General features: G+C 74.4%; 12 protein-coding genes. 8 read left to right on the top strand and 4 right to left on the bottom strand.

Going from position 1 to position 19544, the window contains the following annotated elements:
• Nucleotides 1–6: 6 nt before the first annotated feature.
• The 3 genes from MRBLMG1_RS00265 to MRBLMG1_RS00255 form a co-directional block, all read right to left on the bottom strand.
• On the bottom strand, nucleotides 7–1047 hold the full coding sequence (locus MRBLMG1_RS00265; RefSeq protein WP_367819519.1) for an ABC transporter permease: 1041 nt from the start codon (nucleotides 1045–1047) through the stop codon (nucleotides 7–9).
• Nucleotides 1048–1160: 113 nt separating this feature from the next.
• On the bottom strand, nucleotides 1161–2360 hold the full coding sequence (locus MRBLMG1_RS00260; RefSeq protein WP_367819518.1) for an NAD(P)/FAD-dependent oxidoreductase: 1200 nt from the start codon (nucleotides 2358–2360) through the stop codon (nucleotides 1161–1163).
• Nucleotides 2361–2445: 85 nt separating this feature from the next.
• Nucleotides 2446–2640, bottom strand: coding sequence for a hypothetical protein (locus tag MRBLMG1_RS00255; protein ID WP_367819517.1), 195 nt, complete (start codon nucleotides 2638–2640; stop codon nucleotides 2446–2448).
• A gap of 128 nt (nucleotides 2641–2768) precedes the next feature.
• Here MRBLMG1_RS00255 and MRBLMG1_RS00250 point away from each other — a divergent pair, with 128 nt between their 5' ends.
• The 8 genes from MRBLMG1_RS00250 (at nucleotide 2769) to MRBLMG1_RS00215 (ending at nucleotide 18321) form a co-directional block, all read left to right on the top strand.
• Nucleotides 2769–3788 carry a DUF389 domain-containing protein gene (locus MRBLMG1_RS00250; RefSeq protein WP_367819516.1) on the top strand — a complete coding sequence of 340 codons (1020 nt, stop codon included), beginning with the start codon at nucleotides 2769–2771 and terminating at the stop codon, nucleotides 3786–3788.
• 133 nt (nucleotides 3789–3921) lie between these two features.
• Nucleotides 3922–6513 carry a S8 family serine peptidase gene (locus MRBLMG1_RS00245; protein WP_367819515.1) on the top strand — a complete coding sequence of 864 codons (2592 nt, stop codon included), beginning with the start codon at nucleotides 3922–3924 and terminating at the stop codon, nucleotides 6511–6513.
• A complete protein-coding gene (locus tag MRBLMG1_RS00240) occupies nucleotides 6513–9416 on the top strand; it encodes an FG-GAP repeat domain-containing protein (protein ID WP_367819514.1) in 2904 nt (967 codons plus the stop codon). The genes MRBLMG1_RS00245 and MRBLMG1_RS00240 overlap by 1 nt, the downstream gene beginning before the upstream one ends.
• A gap of 145 nt (nucleotides 9417–9561) precedes the next feature.
• Nucleotides 9562–13038, top strand: coding sequence for an AAA family ATPase (locus MRBLMG1_RS00235; RefSeq protein WP_367819513.1), 3477 nt, complete (start codon nucleotides 9562–9564; stop codon nucleotides 13036–13038).
• Between the two features lie 588 nt (nucleotides 13039–13626).
• Nucleotides 13627–16377, top strand: a complete 2751-nt coding sequence (locus MRBLMG1_RS00230) for an AAA family ATPase (protein ID WP_367819512.1) — start codon at nucleotides 13627–13629, stop codon at nucleotides 16375–16377.
• Nucleotides 16378–16411: 34 nt separating this feature from the next.
• On the top strand, nucleotides 16412–17260 hold the full coding sequence (locus tag MRBLMG1_RS00225; RefSeq protein ID WP_367819511.1) for a metallophosphoesterase family protein: 849 nt from the start codon (nucleotides 16412–16414) through the stop codon (nucleotides 17258–17260).
• Nucleotides 17257–17931 carry a 4'-phosphopantetheinyl transferase family protein gene (locus MRBLMG1_RS00220; RefSeq protein WP_367819510.1) on the top strand — a complete coding sequence of 225 codons (675 nt, stop codon included), beginning with the start codon at nucleotides 17257–17259 and terminating at the stop codon, nucleotides 17929–17931. Before MRBLMG1_RS00225 ends, MRBLMG1_RS00220 begins: the two co-directional genes overlap by 4 nt.
• A gap of 48 nt (nucleotides 17932–17979) precedes the next feature.
• Complete coding sequence (locus MRBLMG1_RS00215; RefSeq protein ID WP_367819509.1) at nucleotides 17980–18321, top strand: type II toxin-antitoxin system PemK/MazF family toxin; 342 nt, start codon at nucleotides 17980–17982, stop codon at nucleotides 18319–18321.
• A 110-nt stretch (nucleotides 18322–18431) separates the two neighbouring features.
• Here MRBLMG1_RS00215 and MRBLMG1_RS00210 read toward each other — a convergent pair whose 3' ends face one another.
• On the bottom strand, nucleotides 18432–19538 hold the full coding sequence (locus MRBLMG1_RS00210; RefSeq protein ID WP_367819508.1) for a 3-deoxy-7-phosphoheptulonate synthase: 1107 nt from the start codon (nucleotides 19536–19538) through the stop codon (nucleotides 18432–18434).
• Nucleotides 19539–19544 lie beyond the last annotated feature (6 nt).

Below are 19544 nucleotides of genomic sequence, written 5' to 3'. Positions count from 1 at the left end.
GGCCTGTCATCGCCGGCCTGTGGCCACGGGGGCTCGTTGTGCGGCCGTGTCCGCGTCGGTGGCGGTAGGCCGGTGGCGCAGGTTGCCGGCCAGGCACAGCAGCGCGCCGAGCGTGAGCCACGCCGCCAGGACGGTGGCGGAGGGTGCGGCACCGCGGCCGTCGAAGAAGGCGGTGGAGCGCAGCAGTCGGCCGCCGGCCCCGGGCGGTAGCAGTCGGCCGAGGGCGCCGGACCGGCCGGGCAGCATCTCGGGGGCGGTCGCGGTGCCCGACAGGGGGTTGCCGATGAGCATCATGGTGGCAGCGCCGAGGCCGAAGCCCGCGTGTCCGAGCAGGGATTCGAGACCGAGGACGGTCAGGGAGGTGGCCGCGACGGTCAGGGCGACGGCGCCGCTGTTGGCCCCGTAGGAGCCGTCGAGGGAGCCGAACCAGAACTGCAGGATCGCCGCGACGGCGAGTCCGCCGGTGACGGCGAAGGCGAGCGCTCCGGTGACGCGACGGGCGTCGCCGCGGACGAGCCTGGTCAGGAGCAGGGAGGAGAGCAGCCCGCCCATGACCAGCGGCAGGGCCCCGGCGGCCAGTCCGGCGCCGCGCGGGTCGTCGGACGGCAGCGGGACGAGGTCGCGGGCCGCGGCCGCGGTGCCGGTGCCCGGTGCCTGGCCGAGGCCGGTCGCGATGCCGTTCAGGGTCTGTGCGACGGCGGTGCTTCCGGCGGACGCGGTGATGACCCGCGGGGTGCCGGAGCCGAGGTCGATGGCCCCGTACACCTCGCGGTCGCGGATCAGCCGCTCGGCGGCGGTGGTGTCGGCGACCTCGGTGACGTCGAAGCCGCCGGGAAACCGCTGGTCGAGTACGGCCGTGATCCGCTCGACGGCGGGGGCGGGCCCGGCGACGGCGATCGGCACGCCATGCACCGACGAGCGTACGGACGGCCAGGCGAACGCGATGAGCAGCAGGCTGACGGTCACCGTGAGCAAGGCGACCGCCCCGGCCACGGTCGGCCAGGGTGAGGGCGCCGTGGGGGCTTCGGGCGCGGGCGGAGTGGACATGCCTTCTCCTTGGGAGGACGTCTTCGCCGGGTGAGCGGGGCCCCGGACTCGACGCCGGTCGGCTGTGACCACGGCGTCGAGTGGTTCACGATCGGGGAACACGGGCCGGGCGGCTACGCGACCGCCTTCTCGGCGGGCGCGTTGCGCGTGGCCGTCAGGCGGTGCTTGCGCTTGGGCAGGCCGAAGGTCGGGTGCGAGGTGGCCCACAGCGACATCCTCACGATGCCGGACTTGATCCGTGCGGCCTTCCGGCCGCCGAGGTACTTCGGCTTAGCCCGTCCTTCGCCGTCGACCATCTGCAGGATTCCGTCCCGCCGGCCGAGGCTGATGTGGTTGCCCACGTACTCCAGCTTGGTGTTCGCGATCTCGCGGCCGGTCAGGTGTCCCACGATCGACTCGACGGCCCGGCGGCCGGTGTAGCCGGCCGAGGCGCAGGACATCGGCAGCGGACGGCCGTTGTCGCCGGTGGTGTAGGCGCTGTCGCCGACGGCGTAGACGTCCGGGTGCGAGACCGACCGCATCATGCCGTCGACGACGATCCGGCCGTGTTCGGTGACCTCCAGCCCGGCGGCGGCCGCGAGGGGGCCGACCGCGAATCCGGCCGTCCACACCGTCGCGTCGGCCGCCAGGACGGTGCCGTCGGCGCACAGCACCCGCGTCGCCTCGACGGCTTCGACGCTGGTGTGCTCCAGGACGGTGACGCCCAGCCGGTCGCAGGCCTGGCGCAGGTGGCCGCGGGCCACGGCGGAGAGCGGGGCGCCCAGCTCGCCGCGGGCAACCAGCGTCACGGACAGGCCGGGCCGGGACTCGGCGATCTCGGTGGCGGTCTCGATGCCGGTCAGCCCGTCGCCGACGACCAGCACGCTCCCGCCTTCGTCCCCCTTGCCGAGGTCGTCCAGGCGGTCGCGCAGGCGCAGTGCGGAGGGCCGGGCCGCGACGTCGAAGGCGTGCTCGGCCACGCCGGGGACGCCGTGGTCGTCGCCGTGGCTGCCGAGGGCGTAGAGCAGCGTGTCGTAGGCGAGCTCGCCGCCGCCGTCGGAATCGGCCACGGCGACGACCCGGCGCTCGGGGTCCACGGCGGTGACACGGCCCAGGCGCAGCCGAATCGCCGTGCCGGCGAAGACGTCGGCGAGCCGTGGTGCATCGATCTCCTGGCCGGCCGCGAGCTGGTGCAGTCGCAGCCGCTGGACGAAGTCGGGCTCGGCGTTGACCACGGTGATCTCGGCGTCCGCCGGGGACAGTCGGCGCGCCAGGGTCCCGGCCACGTGGGCCCCGGCGTAGCCGGCGCCGAGAACGACGATGCGGTGCTTCATGAGGTGCTCCCGTCGGTTCGCTTGCTTCCGGTGACTTGAGCGGGACAGCGAACCGATTCCTGACAGGAGCCGTGTGTGACGTGGGTCACAGCGAGAGGGGCGCTTGGTGGAGCCCCGCCGGGGACGGGCCCGCTGCCGCCGCGTCCTCGCCGAGCCGGCCGTCGTCCCTCGCCCACGTGACGTGGGGACGCTCCGGGGTCGGTGCGCGTCGCTGCGCGGGTGCCGGGCGGATCTGGGCCACGGTGACGGATATGACCATCTCGGCAGATATCTGGAGCATGCGGAGGAATCCGGCCCGGGGCGCGACGCGGGCAACGGGAGCGGCGGTGACTCGCGAGCGGTCCGAAGGGACGGGGTACGGGGACCGCCCGGTAGCCGTGAGCGCGGGGCGGGGGAAGGGTGTCGGACGTGGGTGACGTCGATGCGGCCGCCGCGCGGCGGATGGCCGACTCCCTGTTCATCGAGCGGGCGTGGCGGAGTCGGAGTGCCTCGCGTTTCTGGGTGCTGCTGGTCCTGGCCTCGGTGATCGCGAGCGCCGGTGTGGTGGGCGACTCCACGGCCACGGTGATCGGCGCGATGATCGTGGCGCCGCTGATGACGCCGATCCTCGGCAGCGCTCTGGCGCTCGTACTGGCCGACCGGACGCACGTGGTGCGCAGTGCGCTGCTCGTGCTGGGCGGGGCGGTGGCGGTGGTGTGCATCGGCATGCTGCTGGGCTGGATCGTCTCGCCGCCGGACGCCTTCGCGAACAACAGTCAGGTGTCGTCCCGGATCAGCCCGCGTCTGATCGATCTGTTCGCCGCCCTGGCCACCGGAACCGTCGGCGCGTTCGCCCTGGTCCGCACGGACATCTCGGACACGCTGCCCGGCGTCGCCATCGCGATCTCGCTCGTACCGCCGCTGGCCGTCACGGGGCTGCTGATCACGGTCCGGCGCTACCACGACGCCGGTGAGTCGGCGCTCCTCTTCACCACGAACGTCGCCGCGATCGTCGCCACGGGCACCCTCGTCTTCCTCCTGTACCGCGTCCGCGACGCCGCGCGATCGGCCGGACTCACCGTCGGGGAGTTCCACGGCCGGACCCTCGCCGCGGTCGCGGCCGTCGTCCTCCTCGTCGCCGTCCCTCTCACCACCGGCACGATCTCCGTCGCCCGCGACCGCTCCCTCGCCGCCGACGCCCGCCCCGTCGCCGACCGCTGGGCGTCGGCCGGCGCCTGGCAGATCGCCTCGGTCGAGGCCCGCAACGGCGTCATCCTCGTCGACGTCCTCGGCCTGCCTCCCCAGCCCGCCCCCACCGCGCTGCGCGCCGCCCTCGACCGGGCAGGCATGGGCGACGCCGACCTCCAGCTCCGCCTCGTCGGAGGCCGCTCCCACTGGTGCCCGGCCGGCGGGACCGGCTGCACGGTGGAGCACGCCCGGCAGACCTGACGCCCGGCCGGTGGGGCTGGGTCGCCGGCAGTTGCGACCGGGGTGCCGCACGCTTTCCGGTCGCAGTAATTGCTCGGTAACGGCGGCTTTCTAGGGTGCGGGCATTCCATAGCTTCCCCGCAAGGAGTGCCCCATGCCCCTGCCCCGACCGTCCAGGCGCAGATGTGCCGTCTGGGCGGCGGCTTCGCTGTCCGCGGCCGCCGCACTGATGACCAGTCCCCTCCCCGCGCTCGCCGATTCCGCGGGGCCGGCCGCGACGTCCGCGCAGGTCGACGCCGCGCTCGCGGAGGCCGTGGGGGACGGCGGCGACGCCTCCTTCTTCGTCGTCCTCAAGGAGCAGGCCGACCTGACCAGCGCCAGGAAGCAGACGTCGCACGCGAAGGCCACCGCGGCCGCGTACCAGGCGCTGAAGGCCACCGCGAGGGACGGCCAGCGGGCGCTCGGCTCCTTCCTCGACAAGGAGAAGGTCGGGCACCGGGACTACTGGATCGCCAACGCCGTCCAGGTCACGGGCGGCCGGGACCTCGTCGACGCGCTCGCCCGGCGCGCCGACGTGAAGCAGCTCGTCATGGCGCGGAAGTACCGGCTCGACGACGGCGAGACGGCCGGCAGCGCGATCACCACGTCGCGTACGGCCGCCTCCGGCACCGACTCCTCCCGCACCGACTCCTCCGCCACCGGCGACGACACCCCCGAGTGGGGCGTCAAGGACATCAAGGCCGACCAGGTCTGGTCGCAGTACGAGAACCGCGGCGAGGGCATCGTCATCGCCAACGTCGACTCGGGCGTGCAGTACGACCACCCCGACCTCGTCGCCGGCTACCGCGGCAACAACGGTGACGGCACCTTCACCCACGACTACAACTTCTACGACCCGTCCGGGACGTGCGCGACGAGCACCACCCCGTGCGACAACAACGGCCACGGCACCCACACCATGGGCACGATGGTCGGCAGGAACGGCATCGGTGTCGCGCCGAACGCGAAGTGGATCGCCGCCAAGGGCTGCGAGTCGTCGCAGTGCTCGGACGAGAACCTGCTCGCGGCCGGCCAGTGGATCCTCGCCCCGACCGACCGCAACGGGCAGAACCCGCGTCCGGACCTCGCCCCGAACATCGTCAACAACTCCTGGGGCGGCGGCGACACGACGTTCTACCAGGACATCGTCGAGGCCTGGAACGCGGCGGGCATCTTCGAGGCGTTCGCGGCGGGCAACGAAGGTGACGGCACGACCTGCTCCACGACGGCCGCGCCCGGCGCGCAAGCGCCCACCTACGGCGTCGGCGCGTACGACGCCAACGGCAGGATCGCCTCGTTCTCCGGCTTCGGTCCGTCGCCGGTCGACGGCTCGGCGAAGCCCAACATCTCGGCGCCGGGCGTCAACGTCACGTCCACGTGGCCGGGTTCGGCGTACAAGGTCAGCTCCGGTACGTCGATGGCGACGCCGCACGTCGCCGGCGCGGTCGCCCTCCTGTGGTCGGCCGCCCCGTCGCTGATCGGCGACATCGACGGGACGCGGGCGCTCCTCGACGGGGGTGCCGTCGACGTCGACGACACGCACTGCGGCGGCACCGCCGGCCGGAACAACGTGTGGGGCGAGGGCAAGCTCGACATCCTCGCGTCCGTCGACAAGGCCCCGCACACCGCGGTCACCGTCACCGGCAAGGTGACCGACCGGGCCACGGGCGCCCCGCTGCAGGGCATCGCCGTCAAGGCCGCCCATGCCGTCACCGGCGAGCGCATCGTCCACACCGGATCCGACGGCGGCTACCGCCTGTCGTTCGCCCCGGGCACGTACGACTTCACGCTCAGCGGCTACGGCTACGAGACGAAGACCCTCGGTGGCGTCGAGCTGACCGACGGCCTGCCCCTGACCCAGGACGTCGCGCTCGCCCCGCTGCCGGCCCACGCCGTCACCGGCACCGTCCTCGACGTCACCGGCAAGCCCCTCGCCGGTGCGACCGTCCAGGTCACCGGTACCCCGGTCGCCAAGGTCACCTCCGGCTCCGACGGCACGTTCACCCTGCCGCGGGTCGCCGAGGGCACGTACCCGCTGACGGTGACGCCCGCCGCGCCCGTCCTGTGCAACGGCGAGTCCACCACGAGCCTGACCGTCGACGGCGCCGAGACCCGCACCGTCCGCCTCCCTGCCCGCACCGACGCCTCCGGCAACAGCTGCGCCCCGGCCGCGTACTCCTGGATCCCCGGGTCCGGCAAGGTCGCGCTCAGCGGCGACGAGGACACGAAGACGATCGCCCTGCCGTTCCCGGTGAAGCTGTACGGCGTCTCGTACTCCAGCGCCGCCGTCACCACCAACGGCCTGGTCGACTTCCTCGAACCGCGCGTCGGCGACTACACCAACACCGCGCTGCCCGAGGCGGCCAAGCCGAACGGCATCGTCGCCCCGCTGTGGGACGACCTGGCGCTCGACAGGAAGTCGAGCGTGCAGACGGCCACCACCGGCACCACCGGCAGCCGCAGGTTCGCGGTGGTCTGGAACAACGTCCTGTTCGCGGACGGCAGCGGTGCCCGCACCACCTTCGAGGCGGTCTTCGACGAGGCCACCGGCGCGATCACCTTCCAGTACCAGTCCGTCCCGGGCAGCGGTTCCTCCGCCACCGTCGGCATCGAGAACCAGGCCGGCACCGACGCCCTCCAACACTCCTACGACCAGGCCGTCCTGAAGGCCGGGTCGGCGATCCGCTTCACGCAGGGAGCCAAGTGATGAGCGCCCACACCTCCCGGCGGGCCCTGGCGCTCGCCTCCGCCCTGATCGCGGCGGGACTCGCCCTGACCTCCGCGCCGCACGCGCTGGCGGCCGGCGACGCGGGCACCGCGGCGATCACCCTGACCGGCGAAGAGGCCCAGCAGCTCGCCGAGCACGTGAACGTCGACGTGTACGGGGACGCCGCCCCCGCCACGGAGGACACCGCGTCCGCCGACGGTCCGTCGACCGACCCGAGCTCGGGCACGTCCGCCGCCACCGGGCCCGTCACCTTCACCGGGAAGTCCACGCTGGAAGGCGTGCGCGGCATCGCCGCCACCGTCCCCGCCGGCTCCGACGGCGGCTACTTCACCGTGCACAGCCTGGGCAACGTCCAGCTGCACAGGGCCGACGGCTCCACCGGCTGGGCGCGCACCAACGCGTCGCTGTACGCGGACTGGCAGGTCAAGCCCCTCCGGGTGTACCAAACCGAGCCGTATCCGGCGCGCGTCCTGATGGGCTACAACGCCGTCTCCCCGTTCACGCCCACCTCCGACCAGGGCTACGACACCGCCGACCTGACCGGCGACGGCACACCCGACCTCGTCCTCTCGGCGAGCGTCGGCTCCAGCCCGTACCGGCCGTTCACCTCGCCCGGCTCGTCGCTGTCCACCGGCACCTTCGTGACGGTCCTCGACGGCAGGACCGGTCGGACGGTGTGGTCGAAGCTGTACTCGTACGCCTCGATGGTCAAGGTCGTCGACGGCACGCTGCTGATCGCCGACTCGCCGCGCCTGAACCAGAACGCGGCGAAGACCCAGACGGCCACGCTCACCGGTATCCGCTTCTCGTACGCCGACGGCGTGCTGACCCCGGCCACGACCTGGACGTACGACACCGGCACGACGGCCGCCGCCACCTGGGGCGCCCTGGAGGCCGTCGGCGACGGCAGGGTCGCGGCGGTCTGGGACCTGCGCAAGACCGCCACGACCGCCGCGCGCGGACGCACCCTCGTCCTGGACACCGCCGACGGGTCGGTCGCCTGGCAGACGGACAGCGCCCTGTACGGACGTCAGCTCCGCCTGGACGCCTCCCGCGGCCGGATCGTCGCCGTGGAGCAGGCGGACGGCAGTGACGCGGTGGCGTACGAGATCGCCGCCTACGACCTGGGCAGCGGCGAACGCACCACGCTCGACACCCGGGTCAACGTGCTGCCCACCGCCCTGACCGTGGGCGACGCGGCCACCGGCGGCGGTGCCGAGTACGTGGTCGGCGAGTCGGCGTTCACGCCCACGTTCGCGGTGAGCGCCAGTACGATCCGCGTCCTGGACGGCTCGGACGGTGCCACGACCCGGTGGACCCACACCACCAAGCGGAACGCCGACAACACCGGGGACGGCCCCAGCACCTGGAGCCTCGCCGCCAAGGGCGGTTCGCTGATCGCCGCGGCCCAGGACGACACGGGCCTGGGCACCGCGGACAACCCGGGCGGCCTGCGCTACGGCTCGCTGACGGCGTTCACCGGCAACGGCAAGGTCAAGTGGCGGCGCGACGGCGTGGACGCCTCGCCGATGTACCAGCAGGTGTACTCCACCGGCGGCGCCGACTACGTCCGCGTCGTCGACCAGCAGCAGAACATCCGCGACTACAGCCTGGGCAACGGCGGCCGGAAGCGCCTCACGCCGCTCCAGGGCGACCTGAACCACGGCCAGGCCGCGGACTTCGACGGCGACGGCAAGAAGGACGTCGTCGTCGGCGGCAGCTCGAACGGCGTGTGGGCGTACTCCGGCACCTCGCTGGTCAACGGCGAGCCGAAGAAGCTGTGGCAGGCCACCGTCCCCGGCGAGGTGCACGGCATCGCCACCGGAGACGTGAACGGCGACGGCACGCCCGATGTCGCCGTCGCCGCGGACGAGGCCACCGCCGTCCTCGACGGCCGCGACGGCAGGACGCTCGCGACCGTCGACGGCGCCGGCGCGTTCGTCCGCTCGGTCACCGTCGCCGACGTGAACGGCGACGGAAAGGCCGAGATCCTCGTCCCGACCGACGCCCTGCGCGTGTACGACGCGACCGGTGCGCAGCTGTGGTCGTACTCCCCGCCGGCCGGCACGGGCGACGCCGTCTTCTCCGACACGGTGGTCTCCGACGGCCGGGTGTACACGCAGTACAGCACCCTCGGCGCGTTCCAGGACCCCGACGCGGTCGTCAACGGCGTCGCCCTCGACGGCAGGGGCACCGTGCAGTGGACCGCCGATCCCCAGGCCCCGGCCCGCGCGGCCGACGGCAAGCTCCACGGCGCGGTCCTGGACCACGGCGTCTTCGCCTCGCCCGACATCCCGTACGCGGACGGGCACGCGGTCGTCCACACCTGGATCATCAAGGCCGACCCCACCACGGCCGGTGACGTCTCCACCGCCACGCCGCGCGTCGTGACGGAGATCCGGGACGGGCGCACCGGAGAGGTGCTGCACCAGTTCATCGGCGGCAGCCCGTTCTCGCACGGCAACTACTTCATCGACGGCGCGAACGACCCGCTGTACCAGCTCAGCTTCGGCGTCTTCAACGGCTTCGCCGCCGACGGCACCGAGACCCGCAGCTCGGTGTCCGCGCCCCTGCGGTCCGCGCAGTTCGTCAACGGCCCCGGCGGGCGCAGGCTGGTGGCCGGCGGGACCGAGGCCGGCCTGGCCGTGTACGACCCGTCGGTGCTGACCACCGGCTGGTCCTTCCAGTCCAGCATCGGCGGCGCCACCGTCATGGGCGGCCGCGGCTACATCGCCGCCGACCTCGACGGCGACGGCACGGACGAGATGGTCTCGCTGAACTTCGACCACTTCGGCGTCAACCGGGCGGCCGCTCAGCTCGGTGGCGGGGTGCTGTCCCCGGACAACGCCATCCACCAGATGACGGTGTTCACGCTGTCCTGACCCGCACCACACGTCGGTCGGACCCCCCGAGCCTCGGCCGGGGGGTCCTCGTGGTGCGCGCCGCCGCAGGGCCCGAGGGCCGCGGGTTTCCGCCTCGGAGGGGCCTCGGGAGTCCACAGACGGCCCGGCTAGAGTGGCGCCCCTCATGAACGTGGCACGACAGGACGACGACGTCCTGAAGAACGAGGACGGCACGCCCCCGCTGCTGCGCCTGCACCTCCTCGGAGGCTTCCGCGCGGAGCGGGACGGCGGCCCCGCGCTGCCCGGACGCTGGCCCCGCCCCAGTGCCCGGACCATCGTGAAACTGCTCGCCGTCGTGCCCGGCCACAGCCTCCACCGCGGGCAGGTGCAGGAGATCTGCTGGCCGGACGCGACACCGGAGGCCGCCGTCGGCAGCCTGCGGGTCGCCCTGCACGCCGCCCGGCGCGCCCTCGAACCGGAACTCGCGCCGCGCGCCGCGTCCTCCTACCTCGTATCCGACGGAACGATGCTCCGTCTGGACCCGCGGCGCGTGTGGATCGACGCCGACGAGGCCGAGGCACTCTCCGTCGAGGCCCTGTCGGAGAACGGCCCCGGCCCGCAGGCCCCGGACTCCGCGCCGGCCCGCGACGCGCTGACGTCGGCCCTCGCCGCGTACGGCGGCGAACTACTCCCCGAGGACCGCTACGCCCCCTGGGCCGAGCAGCGCCGCGCCGAACTCGCCACGCTGCGGCTGCGCCTCCTGCTCGCCCTCGCCGAGCGGAGACTGGCCGACGGGTCGTACGAGGAGGCCTCCGGCGCGGCCCGCCAGGTCCTCGCCGTCGCGCCGGCCGACGAACGCGCCCACCGCCTGCTCATGACGGTCTGCCTGGAGCAGGGGCTCCGCGACCGGGCGGTGCGCCAGTACGAGCTCTGCCGTGACGCCCTCGCCGAGGAACTCGGCATCGCCCCCGGCCCGGAGACCGAGCGCCTGCGCGGCCTCGCCGTCCGGACCTCTCCCGGCACCCTCGCCCTCCCGAAGGCGACCTCCGCGGGGACGGCCCTGCCCTCCGCCGTACGGGCCGCCGCGGGCGGCCCTCTGCACGGGCGCGAGGAGCTGCTGCACACGGTCGTCACCGCCGCGGACGGCCCGGTGGTCCTGCTCAGCGGGGAGGCCGGGATCGGCAAGACCCGGCTCGCGGCGCAGGCCGCCGCGCGCCTGGCCGAGTCGGGCGCGGCCGTGCTGTGGGGTGCGGCGCACGACGCCGAGGGGCACATGCCGTACGGCCCGTTCGTCGAGGCACTGGACGGCTGGCTGACCCGTCGTCCGCGGGCCGACCGGACGCGGATCGCGCACCTCTGCCCCGAGCTCGTCCCCCTCCTGCCCTCGCTCCACCAGATCGCGGCGGGCCCGTCCCCGACGCTCACCGGTGCGCCCGGCGCCGAGGCCTCCGACGAGCGGGCCCGCCTCTTCCACGGGGTGGAGCGGCTGCTCAGGGAGATCGGCGGGACCGGCGGCGTGGTCGTCGTCCTGGACGACCTGCACGCCGCCGACGTCGGTACGCACCACCTCCTCGCCCGGCTGGCGCGACGGTTCTCGGAGGCGGGCGACGGGTTCCGCTGCCGGTTCCTCGTGACCTTCCGCGACGACGAACCCCTTCCCGATGCGGACCTGTTGCGGGTGGACGAGCTGGTCCGGGCGGGTCTCGCGAGCCGCGTCGCCGTACCCCGCCTGAGCAGGCAGGACGCCCTCGCCCTGGTCCGTGAGGTGCGGGCACCCCAGGGGCCGGAGGTCGACGAGCGGGAACTCGACCGGGTGTGGCGGCTCTCGCTGGGCAACCCCCTCTTCACCGTCGAACTGGCCCGCGCGGGCACCGCGGACCGGGGCCGTGACCAGGACCGGGACACCGCTCAGGGCGGCGCTCCCGAAGGCGTCCGCCAGCTGGTCGCCCGGCGGCTGCTGCGACTCGACCCCCGGGCCCGGCGCATGGCCGAGGTCGTCGCCGCCGCCGGAGGGACCGCCCCGCTCGCCGAGGTCCTCGACATCGCCCGCGACGGGCTCCACCCGCCGATGGCGACGGCGGAGGCCGTCGCCGCCCTCGAAGAGGCCGTGTCCGCCTCCCTGCTCACCGAGCAGCAGGTCGGCGTCGGCGGCCGCAGCGTCGCCGGACTGGCCTTCCGGCACCCCCTGCTCCGGCTCACCTGCTACGGACTCCTCACCCGGCTGCGCTCCCTCAGCCTGCACGCGGCCTGGAGCGAGACCCTCCTGCGCCACCGGCCCGACGACGTGGACGCGCTGGCCTGGCACCTGCTGCGGGCCGAGGACCACCGGGCGGCGGACCACCTGCGCAGGGCGGCGGAACGCGCGGCGGGCCTCTACGCCAACGAGGAGGCGGACGAGTACTACCGCCGGCTGACGCCGCTGGTCGCGGCCGACCCGGCCCGGGCGGCCGGCGTGGGCATGGACCACGGCGCCCTGCTGCACCGGATGTCCCGCTACGGGGACGCCGTCGACGTCCTGCGTGCGGCCCTCGCCTCCGCGGACCGGGCGGGGGACGCGCACACCGCCATCGCGGTCACGGCCCGGCTCGCCGAGGCCCTGATCCGGACGGGCCGGCCGGAGAGGGCCCGGCGGGCCCTCGACGCCCGGCGTCCCGGACCGACGACGCCCCCGGAGGCGGTGGCCGCGCACCGGCTGGCCTCGTCCATCATCGCGTTCGTCGAGGGCCGGCACACCGAGGCCGTGGAATCGGCCACCGCGTCCGCGGCCGCCGCCGCGGACCTGCCCGGCCGCGCGGGCGCGCGGGCACTCGCCCGTGCGCTGGCCCAGCGGGCCGTCTCGCTGGGACTGGCGGAGCGCCTGGGCGAGGCCCAGGCCGCCGCCGAGGAGGCCCTGCCGCACGCCGTCGCGGCCGGGGACGCCTCGGTGGAGGCGCTGGTGCTGTCGATCCTGCGCGAGAACGCCCGCCGGACGGGCCGGCTGACCGAAGCGGTCGCGTACGGGGAGCGCGCCGCCGCCCTCGCCGACCGGGTCGGCAGCCCGGAGGCGAGCTCCTTCGAGCGCACCAACCTGGCGGAGCTGCAGCTGCTCCTCGGCCGGGACGCCGAGGCGGAGAGACTGGCCGTGGCGGCGGAGCGGACCGCCCGCACACAGGCGCCGCGGACCCTCCCGTACGCCCTCACCGCCCTGGCCCGGACCCGGATGACCTGGAACGCGCCGATGGCGCGGGCGCTCCTCTCCCGTGCGGAGAACTGTGCCGAGCAGTCCGCCGAGTGGCAGGCCCTCGCCGAGGTGCGGCTCGCGACCGCCGAACTCGTGCTGCGCACCGGCCGCCCGGAGGAGGCACTCGCCCTGCTCGGCGACGACGCGAGCACTCCCCGCGCCGCGTGCCTGCGCGGCTGGGCCCTGGTCCGTACGGGCCGCCTCGCGGAGGCCGTCACCCTCCTGGAACGGGAGGCCGGGCGCGCCGAGCGGACGGGGCAGCACCTCCTCGTCGTGGAGACGACCACGGTGCTCGCGCTCGCCCTCGGCCTCTCCGGCAGGAGCGAGCGGGCCGACTCGCTCCTCGCCGAGGCCCGGGGGCGGGCGGAGTCCCTCCCGTACCCCGCGGGCCTCGCCCGGGTCCGGACGGCCGAGGCGGACCTGCTCGCCGTACGTCCCTGAACGCGCGGGCGGCGGGCGCCGCCGAGGGTCCCACCAGGCCTCTTCACAAGCCGGTCCTCGATCGTGCGGCGTACGCCGGCCCTCGGTCCGGGTGGGGGGCGTGACACGGACATCCAGGACGCCAGCCACCCGAACACGTCCATCCCCGACGCCGTTCCCGACTCGGTAAAGATCAGCAATATCCGACGTGTTGGGGTATCACCGCCGACGCGGAGCCCGTCCCTCGGGAGCTCCCCGATCAGGTCCGCGACACGCACCGCCCGTGCCCCCGAACGACGTTGACAGTCACGGGCAGACTCGAAATGATCCCGAACATCGAGCAGTTCCCCCGTGCCCGGCACGGGGCCTGGACCGGCACAGGGGGATACAGCGTGGACACCGTCGTGCGTCGCCCTCCGGTCGTCGGAGCCCTCCGGAACGAGGGGAACACGGCGGCCCTGCCGCGGCCTTGGGACACCCTCCGCATCGCACCCTCGCGAAGACCGGGACGGCCAACTCCGTCCCGTTCGGCTGTCATCGGTTCCGGAACCCCAGAGGCATGCAATGCGCGCAGCACCGGAGAACCCCGCATCCCACACATCCGATCTGGTGGAGCGTGACGAGGCCCTCGCGGACCTCGACCTCCTGTTCGACAAGTCCGCCTCCGGCAGGGGGCGCATCGCCCTCGTCCACGCCCCGCTGGGCGGCGGCAAGAGCAAGCTCCTGCACGACTTCCTCGAGACCGTCGACCCCGCCCGGGCCCTCGTGCTCAGCGCGACCGCGTCGGGACCCGAGCGCGCGCTCCCCTTCGGGGTCCTGTCGCAGCTCTTCCAGACCTCCCAGGTTCCGCAGCGCGTACGCGACGAGATGGACGCCCTGTTCACCGCGCTGCCGACCCGCGAGGAGACCGCCGGCCCCGTGACCACCGGCCTGCCCGCCGCGACCATGGCCGACCTCCGCAAGATCGTCCTGGCCCTGGTCGACCTCGCCGAGAACCGCCGGCTCGTGATCGGGATCGACAACCTCCACGAAGTCGACGCCCCCTCGCTGCGCTACCTGGCCTCGATCCTCCCCCGCCTCCGGAACGTGAGTTCGCTGGTCGTCATGACCGACGACACCGGACGGCGCGCCACCGACGACCGGCTGCGGGTCGACCTGCTCCGGCAGCCCAACCTCCACCGGATCGACCTGAGCCTCCTGACGCGGGCGGGCGTCCGCCGGCTGCTCGCCCAGCACCTCGGCGCGGAGGAGGCGGCCCGGCTCGCCCCCGGATTCGCCGACGTCAGCGGCGGCAACCCGCTCGTCCTCCAGAACCTCCTGAGCGACCACCGCGCCGGGCTCGGAGACGATCCGCGCGCCTACGGCCGCGCCCTGCTGAACTGCCTCTACCACGGCGAACCCGCCCTGCTCGTCGTGCTGCGCGCCCTCGCGGTCCTCGGGGACGGCGCTCCGTCGCAGCGGCTCGCCCTGCTCACCGGACTCGACGCGGCCGAGGTCGAAGGCGCTCTGCACGCCCTGAACAGTGCCGGGTTGCTGCACGCGACCGCGTTCCGACATCCCACGGCGGCCGCCGACGTGCTGGACGACATGCCCGCCGCCGACCACGCCGCGCTGCGTCGGCGCGCCGCCGAACTCCTGCACACCGAGAGCGCGCCGGCCGTCGCGGTCGCCGAACAGCTCGTGGCCGTCGGACACACCGGCCCGTCCTGGGCCGGGGACGTCCTCCTGGAGGCGGCCCGCGATTCCCTCGCCGCCCACCGGCCCCAGAGGGCGGCCGACTATCTGGAGCTCGCCGAACGCACCCGCGGCGACGACCCGTCCCGAGCGGCCGTACGGGCCCGAATCGGCCGCCTCAAGTGGCAGCTCCAACCGCCGACCGCCGTGCACTCCCTGGCCCCCCTGGTCGAGGACGTCTCGGCCGGACACACCGACACACACGATCTGCTCGACCTGCTGTGGACCCTGTCCTGGCACGGCGAACTCGACACGGTCCAGGGCCTGCTGCAGCAGGCCGAGGCCGGACGGCACCGGCTCGACCCCGGGGACTCGGCCGCCCTGCACAACGTGCGCACCTGGCTGACCTGCGCGTACCCCGCGTACCCGGGCGGTGGACCCCGGCCGCTGGTTCCCCCCGTCCCGCACGAGGCGCCGGGCCGGCAGCTCGACCCCTGGTCGACGGCGGCGGCCCTCGCCGAGGACCTCATCCGCGGCGACGCGACCCGGCTAGCCGCCCGGGCCGACGCCGTCCTGCACACGGCGCGGCCCGATCACCACTCGCTGTGGAGCGGCGAGGTCGCCCTGCTCGCCCTCCTGTGCCTGGTGTACACCGACAGCTTCGAGACCGCGACCGGATGGTGCGACCATCTGATGGCCGAGGCCAGTACCCGCAACACCCCCACGTGGTCGGCGCTGTTCACCGCCGTACGGGCCGAAACGGCGCTGCGGGCAGGCGACTTGAACGCCGCTTCGGCTTCCGCGCGCCAAGCCCTCGACCTGCTCCCGGCCGACGCGTGGGGCGTGGCGCTCGGCCTGCCGCTGGGCACGCTCGTGCTGTCCGAGGTCCGCATGGGCAAGCTCGACCGGGCCGCGGCCCTGCTCGCCGAGCCGTTCCCGGAGGCGATGCTCCAGAGCCGCTACGGACTGCACTACCTGTACGCCCGTGGCCACTACCGCCTCGCCACCGGGCAGGCGCGGTCCGCGCTCGCCGACTTCCTGCAGTGCGGCAAGCTCACCCGGAGATGGGCCGTGCGCGGCACCGGGCCCGTACCCTGGCGCACCAGCGCGGCCGAGGCCTGGCTCATGCTCGGCAAGCAGGACCAGGCCGGGGTGCTCGCGCGGGACGAACTGAGCAGGCTCGCGCCCGACAGCCACCGGGCCCGCGGCCTCGCGCTGCGGGTCCTCGCCGCGGCGGCGGGCACCGCGGACCGGCCGCGGCTGCTCGAAGAGGCCGTCGACGTCATCAAGGAGTGCGACGACAAGTTCGAGCTGGCCCGCACCCTCAGCGACCTGTCCCGGGCCCACAAGGCGGCCGGTGACCACGGCAGTGCCCGGCGCGCGGCGCGCAGGGCCTGGCCGATAGCGCGGGCCTCCGGCGCGGAGACCCTCTGCCGCGAAGTCGCGCCCGGCGCTCCGGCCCCCGCCGAGCCCGTCGAACGGGCGGTCAGGAAGGCCCCGAAGGGCGGCGCCCTCGGCACCGCCGCCCTGACCACCCGCGAGAGGCACGTCGCCACGCTCGCCGGCCGCGGCTACACCAACCAGGAGATCGCGGCCCAGCTGCTGATCACCCACAGCACCGTGGAGCAGCACCTCACCCGGGTGTTCCGCAAGCTCAACGTGAAACGCCGTCAGGATCTGCCGTGACGGCCCCAGTTCGCCCCGCCGGAAGGACATCCGCGTGACCCACGGAAAGCTGTTCGCGCTCAGCGACCAGCACGTCACCCATCAGGAGAACCGGCGGATCACGGAGTCGCTGCGGCCGGAGTCCGACGACGACTGGCTGATCGTCGCCGGGGACGTGGGCGAGAAGTTCGAGGACATCGCCTGGGCCCTGCAGCTCCTCGCCGGCCGCTTCTCCCGGGTCGTCTGGGCGCCCGGGAACCACGAGCTGTGGACCCATCCCGCCGACCCGGTCACGCTGCGCGGTGTCGCCCGCTACGAGGCCCTGGTCGAGCTGTGCCGCGCCCTGGGCGTACTGACCCCCGAAGACCCGTACGCGGTCTGGCAGGGCGAGGACTCTCCGGTGACGATCGCCCCGCTGTTCGTCCTGTACGACTACTCGTTCCTGGCGCCCGGGGCGCGCACCAAGGAGGAATCCCTGCGCGTGGCCCACGAGTCGGGGGTGGTGTGCACGGACGAGTACCTGCTGCACCCCGACCCGTATCCCTCGCGGGACGCCTGGTGCCGGGCCCGGGTCGCCCTCACCGAGGAGCGGCTCGCGGCCGTCGACCCCGGGCACGGCACCGTCCTCGTCAACCACTATCCGCTGGTGCGGGAACCCACCCGCGTTCTGCGCCATCCCGAGTTCGCGCAGTGGTGCGGCACGGAGCTGACCGCCGACTGGCACCTGCGCTTCCGGGCCGTCGCCGCCGTCTACGGGCACCTCCACATCCCCCGGGTCACCTGGCACGACGGGGTGCGCTTCGAGGAGGTGTCGATCGGGTACCCGCGGGAGTGGCGGCAGCGGCCGCCCCGCTCACCGCTGCGCCGGATCCTGCCCCGTCCGGCGGCGGAGCGCACGGCGTGATCGCGGCGGTCCTGCCCGAGGGGGTGGTCGGCGTCACCTCGTTCGAGGAACTGGCGCCCGCGACGAGCGGACCCGACCGGCTCTTTCCCGACGAGTCGGCGGCGATCGTCCACGCCTCGGCGGGCCGGCGGGCGGAGTTCACCACCGTGCGCCTGTGCGCACGGCGCGCCCTGGCCGCGCTCGGCCTGCCGCCGGCCCCCCTGGTGCCCGGGAAGCGGGGCCTGGTCACCTGGCCGGGCGGGGTCAGCGGCAGCATGACCCACTGCGCCGGCTTCCGTGCGGCGGCCGTCGCGCGCACCGAGGTCACGGCGTCCCTGGGGATCGACGCCGAACCGAACCTGCCGTTGCCCCCGGGGGTCCTGGCGTCCGTCTCCCGGCCGCGCGAGGCGGTCGCGCTCTCCGGGCTGGCCCGGCGCCGTCCCGACGTGCACGGGGACCGGCTGCTGTTCAGCGCCAAGGAGTCGGTGTTCAAGGCCTGGTATCCGCTGACCGGGCGCGAGCTCGAATTCGAGGAGGCGGAGGTCGAGTTCGATCCGGCGGGGACCTTCTCGGCGCGGCTGCTCGTGCCCGGGCCCGAGGTGGCCGGCCGGCGCCACGACACGTTCTCCGGTCGCTGGACGGTGGGGCGTGGTTTCGTACTGACCTCGGTCACCCTGCCGGGAGTAAGGTGATGATCGGTCCGCCTCGGAGCGGGCCTCTCGTCCTGTCTGGAGGTACCGGTGCGGCGTGGTGAGGTCTGGTGGGCCGATTTCGGCGAGCGGCGGGCCGTGGTGCTGCTGTCGGAGGGGGCGAACGCCCAGTTCGTCGGGATGCAGATCGTCGAGCCGGTCACCGTCGACATCACGGGACTCGGCCTCGAAGTGCCGGTGGGCGCCGCCGACGGCCTGTCGCTCCACGGCGTGGTGCGCGTCGCCTTCCCCCAGCCGGGCATGACCCCCTGCACCTGGCTCGCGACGCTGACGGAGCGGGACGTGATCGAGCGGGCCGGGGTGCTGTCCGAGGCCAAACTCGCCGAGATCGAAGAGGCGCTCCGGCTCGGCGGCATCACCACGCAGGCCTGATCGGAGCCGAGGGGCCCGGGCCCTGACCGACCGGACGCGAGGAGGCCCCGGCCCCGGCCGACCGGACGCGAGGAGGCCCGGCCCCGGCCGACCGGACGGCCCCTACGCTCCTACGTCCCGCCGAAGGCCTCGGCGAAGTGGAAGGCCGCGTCGAGGGCCGGCCCGCGGTCAGGGCCGCCGTCGGCCGCGGTGGCCGGATCCACGTGGATGCCGCCCGGATGGCTCCCCAGGGACCGGTGGACCTCGACGAAACCCCGCACCTCGTCGCGTACCCCTTCGCGCGTGGTGTTGGCGTGCACCGGGTCGCTCACCCAGCAGACCGAGGCGCCCTCCGCCCGTACCTTCTCGACCAATTCGGGCAGCAGGTCGCGGACGCGGTCCGCGCCCATCGCCGCCACGAGCGTCAGCCGTCCCGGCGCGCGGTGCGGATCGAGCCGGTCCACGTGGGCGAGCACCGTGTCCGGGCGGGTACCGGGCCCGAGCCTGACGGCTACGGCGTTGTGGACCGAGGCGAGGTGGCGGGCGTGGTCCGCGCCCGGCTCGTGGGACTCCCCCAGCCACAGCAGGTGCCCGGTCGTGGCGTACGGGACGTCGTGGGCCGCTTCCGGGTGCGGCCCGGTGACGGTGAGGGCGCGCTCGTAGGCGGGCAGCAGGCTCTCGTGCCCGACGAAGAACTCCGGCGGGGCGCCGGCGCCGCTGCGGTCGAGGCCGTAGGACCGCAGGAGGGCGAGACTCCGGCCGATCGCGGCCAGCAGCCCTTCGTGCGGAGCCCTGGTGTCCGGGCCGGTGGCGTGCTCCTCGTTCCAGGCGTGGAGCCGGTGCAGATCGGGGGCGGGAGCGGCGGTGAGGGCCCTCAGCAGGTTGAGGACCGTGACGGAGCTCTCGTACTCCCGGCGCAGCGCCTCGGCGCCCGGGCCCGGGGGCGGCGGGCACGATCCCACGGTCCAGCCGACCTTGACGACCGGCAGTGCCGTCGCGTGCGCGAGGACCAGCTCCATCTGGAGCAGGGTCCGCCGCCGCTGCCGCATCCCGTCCTCGGTGAGGGCGTGCAGCGGCTCGGCGCGGCTGCCGCCGTGCAGCAGGACGGCCTCGCTCCGGGCGACCGCGGCCGTGCGGCGGCGCAGTCGCGCGCACCCGGCCGCGAGGACCGGCGGTGGCATCGTCGCCAGTCGCCGTGCCTCGGAGCCGACGGGGTCACTGCCGGTGGTGTGGGTCACGGGAGG

The organism is Streptomyces sp. LMG1-1-1.1 (assembly GCF_040815545.1).
Taxonomy (GTDB): Bacteria; Actinomycetota; Actinomycetes; order Streptomycetales; family Streptomycetaceae; genus Streptomyces.
Note: the sequence above shows the minus strand (reverse complement) of the source record. Positions and strands in the feature narration are given on the sequence as shown.